The organism is Undibacterium sp. 14-3-2 (genome assembly GCF_016595265.1).
Taxonomy (GTDB): Bacteria; Pseudomonadota; Gammaproteobacteria; order Burkholderiales; family Burkholderiaceae_D; genus Undibacterium; species Undibacterium aquatile.
Genome location: NZ_JAENGS010000001.1, coordinates 407008 through 425718 on the forward strand (window position 1 = coordinate 407008; position 18711 = coordinate 425718).

Below are 18711 nucleotides of genomic sequence, written 5' to 3' on the forward strand. Positions count from 1 at the left end.
ATGAAAGGAATCACTATGTCGAAGTTTAAGCTTCGTTTCAATATGACGGCAATCACGCTGGCGGCCAGCAGCTTATTTGTTACCAGCCTGGCAGCAGCGGAGGACATTCGCGTCATCAGTTCGGGCGGCTTTGCGCAAGCATACAAAAATCTCGCTTCTGCATATGAAAAAAGTAGTAGCGATAAGCTGATATCTGGCTGGGGGCCATCGATGGGAACAACCGCAAATGCGATCCCGGTGCGTATGGCTCGTGGTGAGAATATTGATGTCGTCATCATGGTAGGTGATTCTCTGGACACCTTGATGAAGGAAGGAAAACTGGTTGCCGGTAGCAAAGTGGTGCTGGCAAATTCACTGATCGCCTGCGCGGTAAAAACGGGGAATGCCAAGCCCGATATCAGCACCGTTGATGGTCTGAAACAAGCATTTTTGCAAGCGCGAACAGTCGCTTATTCCGACAGTGCCAGCGGTGAATACATCAAGCACCAATTGATGAAAAAGCTGGGTATTGCAGAGCAGATGCAGGGCAAGGCAGCACAAATTCCAGCCACACCTGTCGGTGAAATCATCGCTCACGGTGAGGCCGATTTCGGGTGCCAGCAACGTAGTGAATTATTGCCAGTCGCGGGAATTGATATTGTTGGCTTGCTGCCGCAGGAAGTACAACTGAGCACGCCTTTCTCTGCAGCCATAGTCAGTGGCAGTAAGGTACAGAAAAACGCACAGGCTTTGCTTGATTTCCTGTCGTCGGAAAAAAATGCCGGTGTGATTGCAGAGACTGGCCTGGCGCCGGTTGCTGCTAAAAAGTAAGACGCTGATTCAGCGTTAATCTTTGTTCGTTTTTTTCTTTTTATCTTGTTTTGACGGGTTAGGCTATGTATCTGCATGGCCGCCGATTGAAAAGGTCAGATAGTATGTCCAGCACAACTTCTAACGCAGTAAGCAACGTCCATCAGGATGGTCATGTTGCGGCAAAACGCCACTCGAAATTTTCTACCGTCATCCGCGTGACGAGTGGAAATTTCATTGAAATGTATGACTTCTTCCTGTTTGGATTTTACGCAACCTATATCGCTAAAGCTTTTTTTCCTGCCAGCAGTGAATACGCGGCGCTGATGATGACATTTGCGACTTTCGGCGCGGGCTTTTTCATGCGGCCGCTCGGCGCGATTATTCTGGGTAGCTATATTGACCGCATCGGTCGCCGCAAAGGCTTGGTGCTGACGCTGGGCATTATGGCATCGGGTACCGCCATGATCGCTTTTATCCCCGGTTATGCCACCATCGGTTTGCTGGCACCTTTGCTGGTCCTGATTGGTCGTTTGCTACAGGGTTTTTCTGCCGGGGTTGAACTGGGCGGCGTGTCTGTGTATTTATCCGAAATGGCAACGCCGGGCCACAAAGGTTTTTACGTCAGTTGGCAATCGGCCAGTCAACAAGTGGCCATCATTTTCTCCGCAGCGTTGGGATATTTTCTGAATGAAACCTTGAGTAAGGAATTCATTGCGGACTGGGGCTGGCGCATACCTTTCTTCATTGGTTGCTCCATTATTCCGGTAGTTTTCTTCATTCGTCGTTCTTTGCAAGAGACAGAAGAATATCTGGCACAAAAAACGCATCCTACGTTCAGAGAAATGCTGAAAACTATTTCTCTGAACTGGCCACTGGTTGTGACCGGCACCATGCTGATCGTGATGACTACGGTTTCGTTTTACCTGATCACCGTTTATACGCCAACTTTTGGTAAAACCGTACTGAAGCTGACAACAGTCGAGAGTCTGGTGGTGACGCTGTGTGTAGGGGTATCCAACTTTATCTGGTTGCCAGTTATGGGGGGCTTGTCTGACCGTATCGGCAGATGGCCCATCATGGCACTGTTTTCCGGCTTGACTGCTGTGACGGCTTATCCGCTGTTGTCATGGCTGATCGCCAATCCGAGTTTTGAGCATATGTTGCTGGCAGAATTATGGCTGTCGTTCCTGTACGGAAGTTATAACGGTGCGACGATTGTTGCTCTGACAGAAATCATTCCTGTCCGTATCCGTACCACAGGTTTCTCACTGGCATATAGCCTGGCAACAGCCTTGTTTGGTGGTCTGACACCGCTGATTTCCACCTGGTTGATAGAAACTACGGGCGATAAAGCATCACCAGGATACTGGATGGCAATGGCTGGCAGTGTTGGCTTGCTGGCGACTTTCCTGATTTATCGCGGTGTAGTCAAGGAACGTTAATTGCCCAGGCTGGCAATTAAAGCCAGTTTTTCAAAGTAAAAAGCATGGCAGATAGTGAGTGAATCACTACTGCCTGCTTTTTTATTATTTGTACGAGGTTTAAGAAAGCGCATGACTGTCAATTTACCGATATGTGTCTCTGGCTGACAACATTTCTGGAAAAAGGAATTCTGAGTCGCTTCTTATTGTTTGCCATCATCGCTTTTCGTGTGAATGATAGGAGCAGATCTGCCTGTCGCAACGCCGGTGATTACCATTCTGTCGATTCTTTTTTCTAAGCAACGTCAGGACGGCCAGTCATTGGATTCTGTGCAGAATCAAATTCTGGTCCTCCTTCGTGCAAAGAGCATTTGAAAATGAATTCATTACTTCGTCGCGGGAAACGTCGTTGTTAATAGCTTTAAAGGAGCTTATATGAGCTGGTTTCTGAATCTGAAGATTGCGTATAAATTACTGCTTTCTTTTTTTATTGCCCTGAGTCTGACCCTGGCTACAGGCATTTTTGGCATCGTTCAGACCGCGCGCCTGAATGCTGCGTCGACGACGGTACTCAATGATACGTTGCCGGGAGTGCGTTATGCGCTGCTGATGAAGGCAACGCTGAACCGTATGCGTGTATCGGAATTGCAGCATATTCTTTCCAGCGAAGAGTCGGATTTCAGTTATTACGAAAAGAGTATTGAATCCCGTACTTCAGAATTTACGGGGTATGAAACAAAATATCGATCTCTGGTCAACTCGGCAGAAGAGAAAAAAATATTCGATACCTTAGATCAGTCGTTTATATCGTATCGCAATGCTGGCAAAAAAGTGCTTGAGCTATCCCGTGCCGGAAATCAGGATGAGGCGCGGAAAGCGATCCGTGGTGATTCCGTAAAATTATTTCGATCTGTGAACGATCTCGTCGATAAACTGGTGGAGATGAGTCAGGCTGAAAGCGAGCGTGCACTGGTCACCAACGATGATTTGTTTTCGTCTTCACGCTCGTGGATTATTGGAATTATGAGTGCGGCAATGGTGCTCAGCGTGATTCTGGCTTTATGGATTGCACGCCTGATCAGCCGACCACTGCGTGCGGCAGTCAGTATGGCGGAAAGTGCTGCCAGCGGTGATCTGACGGTATCGATTGAGGCTGAATCGGACGATGAGATCGGCCAGTTACTGCGCGCGATGAAAACGATGAATGCGAGCCTGCAAAGACTGGTGGGACAGGTTCGCGAGGGTACGGATGCAATCAATACCGCTTCTCAGGAGATCGCGACCGGCAACCTTGATTTGTCTGCGCGTACTGAACAACAGGCGGGATCTCTTGAAGAAACCGCATCGGCGATGGAAGAGTTAACGTCGACAGTAAAGCAGAATGCAGACAATGCGCGACACGCCAATAGTCTGGCCGGGTCTGCCACAACGGTCGCAGGCAAAGGAGGAGAAGTCGTTGGCGAAGTGATTGCGACCATGAGTTCCATCAACGAGTCTTCCCGCAAAATTGTGGACATTATCAGCGTGATTGATGGTATTGCGTTCCAGACGAATATTCTGGCACTGAATGCTGCAGTAGAGGCAGCTCGCGCCGGAGAACAGGGGCGCGGCTTTGCTGTGGTAGCAAGCGAAGTCCGGAATCTGGCTCAGCGCAGTGCCGCAGCAGCTAAAGAAATTAAGGATTTGATTAACGATTCAGTAGAAAAAGTGGCGGCTGGTAGCAAGCTGGTGAATCAGGCAGGAAGCACCATGGATGAAGTGGTTGATAGTGTGCGTAAAGTCAGCGATATCGTCAATGAAATCAGTGCGGCGACACAAGAGCAAAGCATAGGAATTGAGGAAGTGAATAACGCCATCATCAAGATGGATGAAGTGACTCAGCAAAATGCTGCATTGGTGGAAGAGGCCGCAGCGGCAGCACAATCCATGCAGGATCAGGCCGTGCATTTGACAAATGCCGTGAGTGTCTTCCGGTTGGATGCGACTTCAGTCACCCGTGTTACCCGCAGGCTGGGATAGTAATTGCCTGACTCTGCAGCGCGGCTGAATCTGTTTCAGCCGCGCGCTATGGCAGATGGTCCTGCAGACGTACTTCAGAATTTATGCATCAGACCCAGGGTGAAGCCATATCCATTGGATTTATTGGCCTGCGTTCCGGTTGTGCCTGCCGCATTACCGTTCCACTTGGTTGAATCAAGCTCGACATATAAGGTGCTGCGCTTTGACATTTCCTGTTCGAGATAGGCAACCACACGATCAAACCCATCGGAGGTAAAGCCTGTGCTGTCGCGTCGTACACGATAATACGCGGCGGTCAGCGATAGGCCGGGGCGAATCACGACGTTGCCGCCGCCTGAATAGATATTTTCTTTTGTTTCCTTATTGATTGCCGTTTCTGCTTTGTTATTGCCATAATTGGCTTTGAGTGTGAATTCACCAAAGTTATAGGCAGCGCCCAGCGTATAGGCGTCAAGGCTGAAACTGGCACTGTTTTTCAATTTCATATACGCGCCAGATATAGCCAGGCCATCTTGCTGATAGCTCAGACCCGCACCCACCGTCGACAACGCGCTGGTGTTTCCCGCCACTTCACCAAATGAATAGGAGACGCGAGTTGTCACCGGACCAAAGTCACTGGTGAATTTCAGCATATTGTCCAGACGATAGTAATTGTCGTTGTAGCCGCTGGTGCCGTATTGCATTCCAAAGGCATGAGTGCCAAAAGCCGTATTACTTAATGCGGTTACGTTGATGTTAGGGTTGAAACTGGCAAAGCGCATTCCTAAAGGATCGACCGGCGATATCGCATCCGATAATATCGTCGCCTGACGTCCGGCCGTCAGTACGCCGGCACTGGTCTTTAAGCCAACAAATGCGATCCGGTCAAACAACTTATCCGATTTGGCAGAACCACCCGTATCAATATTCAGGCCGCCTTCGAGCTGGAAAAGAGCTGACATATCATTTCCCAGCGCCTCCTGACCTTTGATACCCCAGCGACTGGTATTGTTGATGCCGCTGCTCAGAGCCGTGGTGGAATTCGATGCTGTGGGAGCATTGCTGGCGTTTAATCCATTACTGTAATGAATGCCAAGGTCTGCGATGCCATACAGCACGACATTCGATTGTGCTGAAACAGTTGGTGAAAAGGCAGACATTCCTGCCAGACTTATTCCGGATAAAAATAAACGCGTTTTCATGGTGTCCTCTTCGTATATTGTTGAGTTCAGGCCTGCGATTACTATCGACGTTTCTTTTCTTCTGACACACGGGGTGAAACACACTACGGATGAATCTGCTGCATAAAATCACTTTTCTATCTGACTGTAATTCAGTTACAGTTTTTCACAGGAAGTGTCGCTGTTGCGTTGTCGTTTTTCATTTGCTCAGATTCCGCAGTCGTTGCCAGTCGCTGCAATTCTCCAGTTGCCGCGAGCTGACTGATCGTTGTGGCCAGACTCGCTGCCAACGCTTTATGTTTGATATTCAGATAGTGGTGAGCGGGTTGTACCAGTAAGACGATTTTTTCCGAAACAATGTCATTGATCATTGTTTTTTTCATTGCCCGGTCTGCGCTATATCTGGAGTCCACCGCGACATCAATACGACCAGCGGTCAACATTTTGAAGAGACTTTCTGACGTATCAGCAAACGTAATGTCGTTGAGCCCTTCGGTCGCATTTTGCGCATTTATAATTCCGCGCACGACACCAACTCTGAGTGGCTTTAAATCGCTTTTTTTCTGAATAGTCAGATTGCGGGTTTTTAATGTATACGCCAGAGTTTCAACGACGATATAAGGCGGATCAATACGTATTAACTCTGGATGTGACGCTGCGTAATTGGGTGGCCGCAATACTTCGCCGTCTATGTTTCCAGCCTTAGCTTCTTTGGTTGCGCGCAGTGGCGGCAAGTTGATAATACAAAATTCCAGCTTCGTCTGTTTGTAGACTTCGCGAAGTATGGATGCTGCAATCATGCCAGTGGCAGAGTCGACGTTGACAGAAATATGTAAATTTCCAGGTGTTTCAGCCGCAACACTTGTTGAAATTAACGCCGTCATTATCTGCATCAACAAGTTCATCGTTTGTCTCATACCTGAACGCGTTATGTTTAGAATAGTAAGCAATCCCGGATACGTTTCAGCAATTGCAGAGCATTGTAGTGTTGATGCAGTCGATTGTCGTCTCGTAATCCGACTTGCCCTTTATGGCTATGAATGTTGCCACATTCCTTCGTGTATGGCTGTGGCGTCAGTACAAATATTTCTGTATCTGTTTATATAGTTACCGCAGGCAAGATTTGCACACGCCGGCTTCCCGCGGTCTTTCTTTATGCCTGCGTTGATATATCGCAGGCTTAGATGTCTGCCAGAAGTCATTTTTTTGATCTCGAAAGACTGATAGAAAGTGCTCATTACAGTGGCGACAGGCCGATCAGCACAGCAAGCGTAATATCGTGGTGCTGCGAGTTTTTTCGTATCAATCAGTTGATCTATGAGTTTTTTGACCCGGATCAATGATTTTAAAAAAGCATCAGTCTTCGTTTGACTATACTATATTTAGTGATTATTCTAAATTCAACTACTAAATATTGTGTATTTGGATAACGATAATGACTGAGCAATTTTGTGAGTCGCAGACACAGGTCATCAAGCGGGATGGCAGCATCAGCGCATTTGATGCAAAGAAAATTGAATTTGCCCTGCAGCGCGCAGGTCAGGCGAGTGGTGAATTTGATTTACGCGTGGCGAGTGATTTGTGTGCACAGGTAATGCAAAGTAATGCGATGGTAAACGCTACGCCGCTACTGCATATCGAGCAGATTCAGGACGTAGTCGAATCAGTCTTATTTGAGTCCGGTTATCGCCAGACCTTGCGCGCCTATATTGTGTATCGCGAACAGCACCAACGTTTGCGGCATGACCAACACACCCTCGTTGATGTCGAATCATCCATCAATGAATACCTGCAGCGTCAGGACTGGCGTGTCAATGCAAATGCCAATCAGGGATACTCGCTCGGCGGTCTGATTCTGAATGTCTCCGGCAAAGTCATTGCGAATTACTGGCTGAGTCATGTGTATCCGCCAGAAGTCGGTATGGCACACCGGGAAGCGGATCTGCATATTCATGATCTGGATATGCTGGCTGGCTACTGCGCCGGATGGTCTTTACGTACCTTGTTGAACGAGGGCTTGAATGGCGTGCCGGGTAAGGTCGAGTCTGCGCCGCCAAAACATTTATCGAGCGCGGTCGGGCAGATCGTGAATTTTCTCGGGACATTGCAAAATGAATGGGCGGGCGCTCAGGCATTCAGTTCTTTCGATACCTACCTGGCGCCTTTCGTGCGCAAGGATGCATTGAGTTACGCCAGTGTTAAACAGTGTATGCAGGAGCTGATTTACAACCTGAATGTGCCGTCACGCTGGGGCACTCAGACGCCTTTTACGAATCTGACTTTCGACTGGGTGTGCCCGGCTGATTTACGTGATCAGATACCTGTGATCGCTGGCATCGAAATGCCATTTTCCTACGGTGAATTACAGGCCGAAATGGACATGATTAACCGTGCATACATCGAAGTGATGATGGCCGGTGATGCAAAAGGGCGCGCGTTCACCTTTCCTATTCCTACCTATAACATGACCGAGGATTTTGACTGGTACAGCCCGAACGCCGAACGTCTGTTTGAAATGACGGCACGTTATGGCTTACCGTATTTTCAGAATTTCATTAACTCTGAACTCAAGCCGAACATGATACGTTCTATGTGTTGTCGCTTGCAGCTGGATCTGCGCGAATTGCTGAAGCGCGGTAACGGTTTGTTTGGCTCTGCTGAACAGACCGGCTCGCTCGGTGTGGTCACGATTAACTGCGCCCGTCTCGGTTATCGCTATCGAGGTAATGAGTCTGCCTTGCTGGCAGCACTGGATCATTTGCTGGAACTCGGAAAAACCAGCCTGGAAATAAAACGCAAAGTGATACAGCGCCACATGGATAACGGCCTGTTCCCTTATACCAAGCGCTATCTGGGAACCTTGCGTAATCACTTTTCGACGCTGGGTGTGAACGGTATCAACGAGATGATACGTAACTTCACTGCCGGTGAAGACGATATCAGCAGCGCTGCTGGCCATGCGATGGCGATTCGTTTTCTGGATCATATCCGCGCCAGAATGCTGAAATTTCAGGACGAGACCGGCCATATGTACAATCTGGAAGCGACACCTGCGGAAGGAACAACCTACCGTTTTGCGAAAGAAGACTGCAAGCGCTTTCCGGATATTCTGCAGGCCGGTACGGCCGAGATGCCTTACTACACTAACTCATCACAATTACCGGTCGGCTTTACCGAAGATCCATTTGAAGCGCTGGAGCTGCAAGACGATTTGCAGCGTAAATATACTGGCGGCACCGTGCTGCATCTGTACATGACCGAAGCCTTATCCAGCGGCGAAGCATGCCGGCAATTGGTGCAGCGCTCACTGAGCCGTTTCAGGCTGCCGTACATCACAGTAACGCCGACTTTTTCCATTTGTCCTAAGCATGGATATCTGCAGGGAAGCCATCCATTCTGTCCGAAATGTGATGACGAGATCATTGCCCGCAAACGCATGACAGCCATGCAAACTACCACCAACTAACCAGAGGTCATTCACTATGTCATTACTTCATACCGCTCAGACTATTGAAAAACATAGCGTTGTACTCAATGACGAAGAACGTCAGCCATGTGAAATATGGACACGGGTGATGGGTTACCATCGCCCGGTCAGTTCTTTCAACACCGGGAAAAAAGGTGAGTTCTGCGAGCGTACCTATTTCACCGAAAATGCCGCTCAGCTGCGATAACCGTGGCATGCGGAACAGCCTGAGAATTGGCGGGTTCACCCCATTCAGCGCAACAGATTATCCGGGGAAACTCGCTGCTGTGGTGTTTGTACAAGGATGTCCCTGGCGTTGTTCCTATTGTCATAATCCACATTTGCAGGAGCGCGGAACCGCAACGGATCAGACTTGGGAGGCTATCCGCAGTTTTTTGTCACGCCGAACCGGATTGATTGATGCGGTCGTTTTCAGCGGCGGCGAAGCGACGATGGATCCCGCTTTAGCATTGGCAATGAAAGAGGTTCGCGAACTCGGTTTTCAGGTGGGCTTGCACACTGCCTGCATCTATCCCAAACAGTTAGAGCGTGTGTTGCCGTTGCTGAACTGGGTTGGCTTCGACGTCAAGGCACCGTTGGCGGACTACGCAGCTATTACCGGTGTGCAGGGCAGCGACCGTGCAGTTCACCAATGCGCAGAAATGATACTTGCCAGCGGCGTTGATTACGAATGCCGGACCACCATACATCCGACCTTACTCAGTGAACAAAAAATAATGGCGCTGGCGCTGGAACTGTCGGCAATCGGTGTGCAACATTACGTACTGCAGAAATTCCGTACACAGGGATGCCAGACAAATGCTTTGAACCAAGCGCTGATCGCCGATTATCCTTCGCTGGCATTGCAGGAAAAAATACGTGCGCTTTTCCTCACATTGCTGATACGTGCGTAAACGGGCATGCTGTCCTCACTCAGGCTGGCAATGCTCATGGTTCAGGTGTTTGCGCGGTAGCACGCCCATTTCCGGGTGCCAGACAGCGGTCTATCGTTAATAGCAGGGTATTAATTTCCAGCGGCTTGGTGAGGTAAGAATGGAAACCGGCGTTGAGCCCCTTTTCAATATCCTGCCTCATTGCATTCGCTGTCAATGCAATAAATGTCGTACAACGCAGATGGGTATCTGCTTTCATCTGACGCAATACCGCGTAGCCATCCATCCCTGGCATGTTAATGTCGAGCAGCACAATATCCGGCTGATGCTGGTGCGCCAGCTCAATGCCAGCTTGCGGTGTTTGTGCTGTCAGTAATTGCATGCCAGATCGTAAGCCGAGGATTTGTCTGACGAGTTTCAGATTGACCGGACTATCGTCGATATACAGGATGACCGCATTATTTCCCCAGGCGCAGACTGGTTCGTCAGACAGTTGCGGTGCAACAGGCATAGACGCGGCAGGCATAGGCGCTGTAGGAATGGCGTCACCTGGAAGCTCAATCCAGAAGCAACTGCCGTGATTTAATTTACTCTCCACGCCGATTTTTCCATGCATCAGTTCGGTCAGTTTTTGCGTGATCGTCAGACCAATACCGGTGCCCTCGGTATCTCCCAGTTCTACGCCAAGCCGGTTGAATGCCTGAAACAGTTCACCCATCTTATCCGGATGAATGCCGATGCCGGTATCGGTCACAGACAGCCGCATATTTCCGGAAGACTGTATTGCGGCATCGACCTGCACGTTACCACCGGTGTAGTTATATTTGATGGCGTTGGACAGCAGATTCAATACAACCTGTTTTAAGCGGACACGATCGGCACGCACGGCGACGGGCGAGGTAATCAGCGATTGCATCGATATTTTTCTTTCTGCCGCTAACGGCCGGATCAGATCGAAGCATTCTGTAATCAGGTCTTCAAGGTTGACAGGTTCCAGCGACAGGCGCACATGGCCACCTTCTATTTTGGCCAGTTCCAGCACTTCATTGACGAGCTCCAGCAGATGTCGCCCCCCTTTCAGAATTTCCTGTACATGATCCTGTTGAGCGGGAGTCAGTGGAGCTTCATAGCCCAGCATCTGGGCGAAGCCGAGAATAGCGTTCAAGGGTGTGCGCAATTCATGGCTCATGCTGGATAAGAATTCTGACTTTGCCTGATTTGCTTTATCTGCCGCTTCTCGCGCCAGGGCGAGTTCGTTTCTGCGGGAGATTTCCTGGCTGAAATCAGTCCAGATATTAAAGATGTATTGAATTTCATCAAGATCATTTTTGATAAAACCGATGTTGCTCATGGTGATGAAAACGGAACCATCTTTGCGTCGGTGCGGCAATTCCCCGACCCAGTTTTTACCGCTTCGGATACACCTGCCCACTTCCTGCGTAATCTCTTTTGCCTGTGCTTCTGCTAAAGCAAAACTGAAATGCTGACCGATTATTTCTGCGTCGGTATACCCCAGCATTTTTTCCAGAGCATGATTCTGATACAGCAGATAGCCTTTGCCATCGCAGATGCCGACACACTGATTACTGGCATGAAAAACCCGACGGAATAATTCCAGACGGTCTTCTATCGCCTTGCGTTCAGTGATGTCGGTGATAAAGGCAGTGAAATAAAAATGTCGTCCTAATTTGTGATGAGTGAAGGTCAGCTCAACTGGAAATTCTGTGCCGTTTTTATGTAATGCGCTTGTCTCTATGCGTTTATTTAATATCAGTCCCTCACCTAACGCCAGAAAGCGTTTCATTCCGTACTGAAAATACTCGCGGTTTTTGGGGGGCGTAATAGTGTCATTTAATACCAGCCCCAGCGCTTCGGCCCTTGTCCAGCCCAGCATTTGTTCTGCCCGCGGATTCCAGTCGGATACTCTGCCCCTGGAGTCGATGGTGATAATCGCGTCCTGCGACGAATTTAAAATTCCCCGCAGCTGAAACTGCGTTTCGTAGATCGTGCGTGCAGACTGATTTGAGTAGTAGCCAACGGCGATAAATGCCATGCTACTGGCCAGCAAGATCAGAATCAGCATGAGTTCCTTGCTGTCACCGGACAGCCATATCGCAACGACAGGAGGCAGCAGATTGGCGACGATAAATCCGCGCATGGCATGAAACTGTTTTGCTACTGTACTGACCGAAACGGCACTGACGCACAATAGGGTGCCGATAAAAAAGGCTGGCAGAACGCCGCTGCTGTGAGGGAGTAATAAGACAGGTCCCAGAGACCACGCTGCACCATGCGTCGTTGCCTGTACAAAAAATATTTTTTGCCATTTTTTGATGGCGGAACCGGACGGTGCTGCCTTTTTAAAGAACTGATATTGCACATGTCCGAGTGCTGCGCTTCCTAATACAGCGGCGATCCAGAGTAACAATTGCGGGACGGGAACGATGCCCCAAACGATAGCGCCACCGAAGACCGCAGTAATCACAGCCATCGTCTGATTCAGTGGCTCCTGGCTGTATGTTGCATACAGCAGGTGCGCCTCGACATCACATTCCTGATCGTCAGCGGGGCGCAAAGTATTGATTAAAAGATTCTGCATGCCTGTTCTTTATATTTTCGGATCGCATGTTTATTGATCAGGTTTTCATGGGCTTTGGTGCGTATGTGCTACACATCATTCCATTGTAATTCTTTAAAATAATTGCCAATGTGAAATTTGGTCAAAAAAGCAGTAATCTGAAACGCGATGCCGTCATATGTCGGTATGATCAAGTGACAATATCGGCAGATGTTCAGCTCAAGGTAAACCGTTGTCCGCAAGTGGAGCCGAGGGACGTCTTTTTTGAATTAGGCTGATCTGTCTTTTTAAAAATGTTATAAATGCAAAGCGGAATGACGACAGCGTGCTGTGAAGACATTGCTTGCGTAGGAAAAATAGAATAAATCGAATAGATCGGAGACCTATACATCCTGTATCTGTGGATGGCAGCAGGGTTCAGCGCTTGCCATGAATAAATGAGGGTGGGAATTCCCCAAATACAACAGATACACTGCGTGACCTCCATTTGTTATTTCTTCCGATATCTTGCATTTGTTTTAGTAGTCAACAGTCAGTGTCGTAGCAGTATCTGGTTTCAGGCATTTGCTGTCAGGCGTACAACTGGTATGTGCGCAGACAGTTGGTAATTTTTCTCAGATTGATGGTCGGAGTTTTTTGCATGTCTGTTATGAAGACACTCATCAGGTACAGCCTTGATCTGGTACTCGGATCGGGAAAGGCGATGCGCATCCGTACCAGCCAGTTTGTACTCGCCGCATTGCTGATGCTGGCGAGCATTGGTGTCTTATTTTTCATGAAATCGGTGGGCATTGGAGGGATGGGCGACGTGCGATTGTGGGCAGCCTGTTCAACCGCAGGTCTGATGATTGTGTATGCGCTGATACGCAGTGGCTATTCCTTGCGCTGGGCTGACCCTTCGTTGGCATTTGTGCAAATGCTGTTTGCGATTGCCTGCAATGCTGCAGCGTTCGCGCTGGCCGGTGATGGCAGAGGCGTGACCTTACCGTTGCTGGCCGTGATTCTGATGTTCGGCATGTTTGGTTTATCTATACAGCAGGTGATTACCGTTGCGGTGTACGGCCTGATGCTGTTTGCTGAAGCGATTCTTTTTTCTCTGCTGCGGGAGACAGAAAGAACGACCTACTATTTGTATGGTGCCTACTATTTCATGGTAGTGATTGTGCTTGCCAGTTCCACTTTTTTGACCTGGCGACTGTGCGAAATGCGTGAGCACATGCGTCATCAGAAGCTGCAACTGACACGAGCGTTGGAAAAAATTCAGCAAACCGCTAACTATGATGAACTTACCGGTGCAGCAAACCGGCGCCATATGCTGCAACTGATACAGTACGAAAGCCAGCGTTCCGATCGTTCTGCGAACCCGTTGCTGGTAGCGATGCTGGACATCGATTATTTCAAACGCATCAATGATACCTATGGCCATCAGGCCGGAGATGTCGCATTACAGAAATTTACCAAAACAGTGCAGGAAAAAATCCGTGTTACCGATACTCTGGCGCGCTGGGGCGGTGAGGAATACCTGATTTTACTGACAGAGACTGAACTCGACGTCGGACTGATTTGCCTTGAACGTGTGCGTGCCGCAGTCGCAGCCGATGTTGTCAAATTCGCCGGTTCATGGATCAGCCTGACCGTCTCTATCGGTGTGACCAGATACAAGCCAGGAGAGGCGTTCGAGAAAACTCTCACCCGTGCCGACGAGGCATTGTATGCAGCAAAAGCACAGGGCAGAAATCAGATCGTTTGTTTACAGCAATCGACAGACACGGTTGACTCTATGCCTGACATAAGTAAAGTGAAGGCTGGGTGAATATTCACTGGTAAGTCGAGCCACCACTAGTAGTACGTTGTTATCTCCAATGCTGTTTAACCGGTATAACAAAAGCTGCTACTGTCTTCCCCGTCTATTCGATAGCTACATTTACTCGCGGTAATGACGCCTTTTCCAATACGGAAAGCGGCTTAATTCAAAGCGATCACTGCTTGTACCCCTCCTTTGCACTGATAGTTCCCTTTCAATTTGCCTGTTCTGATGTCGTCGTCTCGACGTAGTCCGTACCGCATCTGCACGAGTTCTCTTCCAACAAAAATTTTTACAGTTTGTTTACAGCTTCACCCAGAGTTTTAACAAAATTCTTAGACCCTTTTGTCTATTCTCCACAGTGTGGAAAAACCGGAAGAGGTATGTGATGGAATTGTTGATGGACATTCTTTATGCAGGCGGGATAGTCATCTGTTTTTTGATGATCTGGATCCTGATGTTGGTGTGTGAAAAATTAGGAGCGAAGTCATGAACATGTTTTATATCGGCGGTGCGTTAATTGCCGCAGGTTTGTTGGTGTATCTGGTGATCGCGTTATTGAACGCAGAGGAACTGTGATGACGACACAAGCGCTTATTCTATTAATCGTATTTTTAGCGGTATTACTGGTGTTGTCGTATCCCTTAGGGATGTTGATTGCAAAAATTGCTGATGGCAAAGCGCCCGTGCCCGGAATGCGATGGCTGGCCTGGTTAGAGCGAGGCATGTATAAACTCGCCGGAGTCAACGCAGACGAAGGGATGACCTGGAAAGGGTATACCTTAGCCTTACTGGTATTTAATGTACTTGGTACCTTGTTTGTTTATGCGATACAGCGATTGCAATTATGGTTGCCGTTGAATCCGCAAGCGATGCCGAATGTCAGTGCTGATTCGTCCTTTAACACAGCGGTCAGCTTTGTCAGTAACACGAACTGGCAGGGATACGTCGGTGAAGGAACGATGAGTTACCTGACGCAGATGCTGGCGTTGGCCGGGCAGAATTTTTTCTCAGCGGCGACCGGCATTGCCGTGGTCTTCGCCCTGATCCGTGGCTTCTCCGCACACTCATCCAAATCTATAGGTAATTTCTGGGTCGATCTCACGCGTTCGACCTTATATCTGTTGCTGCCTTTGTCTGTGATCTTCGCTGTTTTCCTGATGGGACAAGGCGTGGTGCAGAATTTCTCAGCATATAAAGACGTGCAGTTAGCCGATGCCGTGACCTATAGCATGCCTAAGACTGGCGCGGATGGTCAGCCCTTAAAAGACAGCAAAGGCGCACCTGTAACGGAAGAGATGAAAACCCGCACACAGACACTGGCGATGGGGCCAGTTGCCTCGCAAGAAGCGATCAAGCTGTTGGGAACCAACGGTGGCGGCTTCTTCAATGTGAACTCTGCTCATCCTTATGAAAATCCTACGCCTTTGAGCAATTTCTTTCAGATGATCGCAATTTTTCTGATACCGGCAGCCTTGTGTTTTGCATTTGGCCACATGGTCGGCGATCAGCGACAAGGCTGGGCGGTGTTGGCGACGATGACATTACTATTCGTTGTAATGACGGTCGGTGTGACGGTGGCCGAGCAGCAGACACATCCTGCACTGGCAGCGATGAATGTTGATCAGGGCAGCAGCGCTCTGCAGTCAGGTGGCAATATGGAAGGCAAGGAAACTCGCTTTGGTATCAGTGCATCTTCACTGTTTGTCGCAGTGACTACTGCGGCTTCTTGTGGTGCGGTGAATGCGATGCATGACTCCCTAATGCCACTCGGTGGTTTGGTTCCTGTCGCCCTGATGCAATTTGGTGAAGTTGTATTCGGCGGGGTTGGCTCGGGTTTGTACGGGATGCTGATTTTTGCCATCCTCGCAGTATTTATTGCTGGTCTGATGATAGGTCGTACGCCTGAATATCTGGGTAAAAAAATCCAGTCGTATGAAATGAAAATGACCTCAGTCGCTATATTGGTCACGCCTGTACTGGTGTTAGCAGGTACCGCGATTGCAGTCATGACAGAGGCTGGTCGTGCCGGCATTCTGAATCCGGGAGCGCATGGTTTTTCTGAAGTGCTGTATGCATTCACTTCCGCCGCTAACAATAACGGTAGCGCATTTGCCGGTATCAGTGCCAACACACCTTTCTACAACATCATGCTGGCGATTGCGATGTGGTTCGGGCGCTTCGCCATGATTGTGCCTGTATTGGCAATTGCCGGTTCGCTGGCTGCGAAAAAACGTCTGGAAGTGAATGCCGGCACGATGCCTACGCATGGCTTGATGTTTATCGCCTTGTTGGCAGGTACCGTGGTTCTGATCAGCGTACTGAACTATGTGCCAGCGCTGGCTTTAGGGCCGGTCGCCGAACATCTGCAGCTTGTTGCACCACGCTAAGAATTGAGGGGAAATCTGATGTCCAGTACCAATGTCCAAAAAAGTTCTGATAACAAAGCTGGTTCCGCCGACCGTACCAGCGTAGGGGCTGACTATACCGTCCAAACCGGCGGCAAGCCTCGTCTTCCGCTCTTTGATGCGAGTCTGATAGGCCCGGCAATTGTCGATTCTTTCAGAAAACTCAGTCCACGTACACAGTTGCGCAGCCCGGTCATGTTTGTCGTATATGTGGGCAGTGTGATGACGAGTCTGTTATTTTTGCAATCCCTGTTTGGTCAAGGGGAAGCCAGCTCCGGATTCATTCTGGCCATTTCCGTTTGGCTATGGTTCACTGTCCTGTTCGCCAATTTTGCTGAGTCGCTGGCAGAGGGGCGCAGCAAAGCACAGGCGGCATCATTACGGGCGCTGAAGCAAACGGTGATGGCCAAAAAGCTGGCTATCCCTAAACATGGCACCACCTGGCTGCCAGCGGCGGTGGAAGATCTGCGTAAAGACAATGTTTTTTTAGTCGAAGCCAATGATGTTATTCCTGTGGATGGCGAAGTGATAGAGGGTGTTGCCACCGTCGACGAGAGCGCAATCACGGGCGAGTCTGCCCCGGTGATACGTGAGTCTGGCGGCGATTTCTCTGCCGTGACTGGTGGTACCCGGGTGTTATCCGACTGGCTGGTGGTGCGTGTGACGTCGAATCCGGGCGAGGGCTTTATCGATCGTATGATCGCCATGGTCGAAGGCGCTAAACGTCAGAAAACACCAAACGAAGTTGCCCTGACTATTTTACTGATCGCCTTAACCATTATTTTCCTGGTGGTGACGGTAAGCCTGCTGCCGTTCTCATTGTTCAGTGTCGATGCGGCCAAAGCGCTGGGGATGACTTCACAGCCCATTTCTATCACAGTACTCATTGCGCTGTTAGTGTGCCTGATCCCAACGACCATCGGCGGCTTGTTGTCAGCCATAGGCGTGGCGGGCATGAGTCGCATGATGCAGGCAAATGTGATCGCTACGTCAGGTCGTGCGGTTGAAGCTGCCGGGGACGTGGATATCCTGTTACTCGACAAAACCGGCACGATTACCTTAGGCAATCGTCAGGCATCCGAGTTTTTCCCAGCACCCGGCGTGACGCCTTCCGAACTTGCAGATACAGCGCAACTTGCATCGCTGGCCGACGAAACACCGGAAGGACGCAGTATCGTGGTGTTGGCAAAACAACGCTTTAATTTGCGTGAGAGAGAAATGTCTTCACTCCACGCACAGTTTGTCCAGTTCACTGCACAAAGCCGCATGAGTGGCGTTGATATTGGCGAACGCGTTGTACGCAAGGGCGCTGCTGACGCAGTCAGAAAATTTGTCGAAGCGATGGGGCGTTCGTTTCCGCTGGAAGTCGCGAAAACAGTCGATGACATTTCCCGTCGTGGCAGTACGCCGCTGGTCGTGGTGGATGATGGCCGGGTGATGGGAACGATAGAGCTGAAAGACATCGTCAAGGGGGGCATCAAGGAACGTTTTGCCGAGTTGCGTCGTATGGGAATTAAAACCATCATGATTACCGGCGACAATAAGCTGACGGCAGCAGCAATTGCGGCAGAGGCGGGTGTCGATGATTTTTTGGCAGAAGCGACGCCGGAAGATAAGCTCAAGCTGATACGCAGTTATCAGTCCGACGGTCGCCTCGTCGCCATGACTGGTGATGGTACCAATGATGCGCCTGCATTAGCACAGGCGGATGTGGCGGTGGCAATGAATTCCGGTACGCAGGCCGCTAAAGAGGCGGGAAACATGGTGGATCTGGATTCGAATCCGACCAAGTTGCTGGAGATCGTTGAAATCGGTAAGCAGATGCTGATGACGCGCGGCTCTTTGACGACTTTTTCTATCGCCAACGATATCGCTAAATATTTTGCAATTATTCCGGCCGCATTTGTGGCGACATATCCGGAATTAAAAACGCTGGACATCATGCATCTGACCAGCCCGTCATCTGCGATCATGTCTGCGGTGATATTTAATGCGCTGATCATCGTGTTTCTGATTCCGCTGGCGATCAAAGGCGTGAAATACCGTGCGATCGGTGCATCGCTGTTATTGCGTCGCAATCTGTTGATTTATGGCCTTGGCGGCATTCTCTTGCCATTTGCCGGTATCAAACTGATCGATGTGATTCTGACCGCATTGCAATTGGCTTAAC

13 protein-coding genes are annotated in these 18711 nt (G+C 49.5%); 10 read left to right on the plus strand and 3 right to left on the minus strand.

Annotation, left to right across the window (positions count from 1 at the left end; all coding sequences use genetic code 11):
* The first annotated feature begins 15 nt into the window (after positions 1–15).
* The 3 genes from Undi14_RS01845 to Undi14_RS01855 all read left to right on the plus strand — a co-directional run bounded on the left by Undi14_RS01845 (position 16) and on the right by Undi14_RS01855 (position 4232).
* Positions 16–810, plus strand: a complete 795-nt coding sequence (locus Undi14_RS01845) for a substrate-binding domain-containing protein (RefSeq protein ID WP_234030360.1) — start codon at positions 16–18, stop codon at positions 808–810.
* A 104-nt stretch (positions 811–914) separates the two neighbouring features.
* On the plus strand, positions 915–2234 hold the full coding sequence (locus tag Undi14_RS01850) for an MFS transporter (RefSeq protein ID WP_200177715.1): 1320 nt from the start codon (positions 915–917) through the stop codon (positions 2232–2234).
* A gap of 414 nt (positions 2235–2648) precedes the next feature.
* Positions 2649–4232: a methyl-accepting chemotaxis protein gene (locus tag Undi14_RS01855; protein ID WP_200177716.1), complete on the plus strand. Its 1584-nt coding sequence runs from the start codon at positions 2649–2651 to the stop codon at positions 4230–4232.
* 74 nt (positions 4233–4306) lie between these two features.
* On the opposite strand, the gene Undi14_RS01860 is transcribed toward Undi14_RS01855, so the two are convergent.
* Positions 4307–5413, minus strand: a complete 1107-nt coding sequence (locus Undi14_RS01860) for a porin (protein ID WP_234030361.1) — start codon at positions 5411–5413, stop codon at positions 4307–4309.
* 131 nt (positions 5414–5544) lie between these two features.
* Positions 5545–6297, minus strand: a complete 753-nt coding sequence (locus Undi14_RS01865; protein ID WP_200177717.1) for an ABC transporter substrate-binding protein — start codon at positions 6295–6297, stop codon at positions 5545–5547.
* A 530-nt stretch (positions 6298–6827) separates the two neighbouring features.
* Here Undi14_RS01865 and Undi14_RS01870 point away from each other — a divergent pair.
* The 3 genes from Undi14_RS01870 to Undi14_RS01880 are packed head-to-tail and all read left to right on the plus strand — an operon-like array spanning position 6828 to position 9772.
* Positions 6828–8858 carry a ribonucleoside triphosphate reductase gene (locus Undi14_RS01870; protein WP_200177718.1) on the plus strand — a complete coding sequence of 677 codons (2031 nt, stop codon included), beginning with the start codon at positions 6828–6830 and terminating at the stop codon, positions 8856–8858.
* 16 nt (positions 8859–8874) lie between these two features.
* Positions 8875–9066 carry an anaerobic ribonucleoside-triphosphate reductase gene (gene nrdD, locus Undi14_RS01875; protein WP_186883868.1) on the plus strand — a complete coding sequence of 64 codons (192 nt, stop codon included), beginning with the start codon at positions 8875–8877 and terminating at the stop codon, positions 9064–9066.
* A 7-nt stretch (positions 9067–9073) separates the two neighbouring features.
* A complete protein-coding gene (locus Undi14_RS01880; protein WP_200178172.1) occupies positions 9074–9772 on the plus strand; it encodes an anaerobic ribonucleoside-triphosphate reductase activating protein in 699 nt (232 codons plus the stop codon).
* Between the two features lie 34 nt (positions 9773–9806).
* On the opposite strand, the gene Undi14_RS01885 is transcribed toward Undi14_RS01880, so the two are convergent.
* Entirely contained in the window at positions 9807–12350 is a 2544-nt protein-coding gene (locus Undi14_RS01885) for a PAS domain S-box protein (protein WP_200177719.1), read from the minus strand.
* Positions 12351–12969: 619 nt separating this feature from the next.
* Between Undi14_RS01885 and Undi14_RS01890 the strand changes: the two genes are divergently transcribed.
* The 4 genes from Undi14_RS01890 (at position 12970) to kdpB (ending at position 18710) form a co-directional block, all read left to right on the plus strand.
* A complete protein-coding gene (locus tag Undi14_RS01890; protein WP_200177720.1) occupies positions 12970–14142 on the plus strand; it encodes a GGDEF domain-containing protein in 1173 nt (390 codons plus the stop codon).
* Between the two features lie 480 nt (positions 14143–14622).
* Positions 14623–14712 carry a K(+)-transporting ATPase subunit F gene (gene kdpF / locus Undi14_RS01895; RefSeq protein WP_186883864.1) on the plus strand — a complete coding sequence of 30 codons (90 nt, stop codon included), beginning with the start codon at positions 14623–14625 and terminating at the stop codon, positions 14710–14712.
* Complete coding sequence (kdpA, locus tag Undi14_RS01900) at positions 14712–16523, plus strand: potassium-transporting ATPase subunit KdpA (RefSeq protein ID WP_200177721.1); 1812 nt, start codon at positions 14712–14714, stop codon at positions 16521–16523. Before kdpF ends, kdpA begins: the two co-directional genes overlap by 1 nt.
* A gap of 18 nt (positions 16524–16541) precedes the next feature.
* Complete coding sequence (gene kdpB / locus Undi14_RS01905) at positions 16542–18710, plus strand: potassium-transporting ATPase subunit KdpB (protein WP_200177722.1); 2169 nt, start codon at positions 16542–16544, stop codon at positions 18708–18710.
* The last annotated feature ends 1 nt before the right edge of the window (position 18711 follow it).

What these genes read in the sequence shown, in the direction of transcription:
- Undi14_RS01885 (WP_200177719.1), bottom strand. Translation starts at nt 12,350, where the DNA reads ATGCAGAATCTTTTAATCAATACTTTGCGCCCCGCTGACGATCAGGAA.
- kdpF (WP_186883864.1), top strand. Translation starts at nt 14,623, where the DNA reads ATGAACATGTTTTATATCGGCGGTGCGTTAATTGCCGCAGGTTTGTTG.
- Undi14_RS01865 (WP_200177717.1), bottom strand. Translation starts at nt 6,297, where the DNA reads ATGAACTTGTTGATGCAGATAATGACGGCGTTAATTTCAACAAGTGTT.
- Undi14_RS01850 (WP_200177715.1), top strand. Translation starts at nt 915, where the DNA reads ATGTCCAGCACAACTTCTAACGCAGTAAGCAACGTCCATCAGGATGGT.
- kdpB (WP_200177722.1), top strand. Translation starts at nt 16,542, where the DNA reads ATGTCCAGTACCAATGTCCAAAAAAGTTCTGATAACAAAGCTGGTTCC.
- Undi14_RS01880 (WP_200178172.1), top strand. Translation starts at nt 9,074, where the DNA reads ATGCGGAACAGCCTGAGAATTGGCGGGTTCACCCCATTCAGCGCAACA.
- Undi14_RS01845 (WP_234030360.1), top strand. Translation starts at nt 16, where the DNA reads ATGTCGAAGTTTAAGCTTCGTTTCAATATGACGGCAATCACGCTGGCG.
- Undi14_RS01860 (WP_234030361.1), bottom strand. Translation starts at nt 5,413, where the DNA reads ATGAAAACGCGTTTATTTTTATCCGGAATAAGTCTGGCAGGAATGTCT.
- Undi14_RS01855 (WP_200177716.1), top strand. Translation starts at nt 2,649, where the DNA reads ATGAGCTGGTTTCTGAATCTGAAGATTGCGTATAAATTACTGCTTTCT.
- nrdD (WP_186883868.1), top strand. Translation starts at nt 8,875, where the DNA reads ATGTCATTACTTCATACCGCTCAGACTATTGAAAAACATAGCGTTGTA.
- Undi14_RS01870 (WP_200177718.1), top strand. Translation starts at nt 6,828, where the DNA reads ATGACTGAGCAATTTTGTGAGTCGCAGACACAGGTCATCAAGCGGGAT.
- kdpA (WP_200177721.1), top strand. Translation starts at nt 14,712, where the DNA reads ATGACGACACAAGCGCTTATTCTATTAATCGTATTTTTAGCGGTATTA.
- Undi14_RS01890 (WP_200177720.1), top strand. Translation starts at nt 12,970, where the DNA reads ATGTCTGTTATGAAGACACTCATCAGGTACAGCCTTGATCTGGTACTC.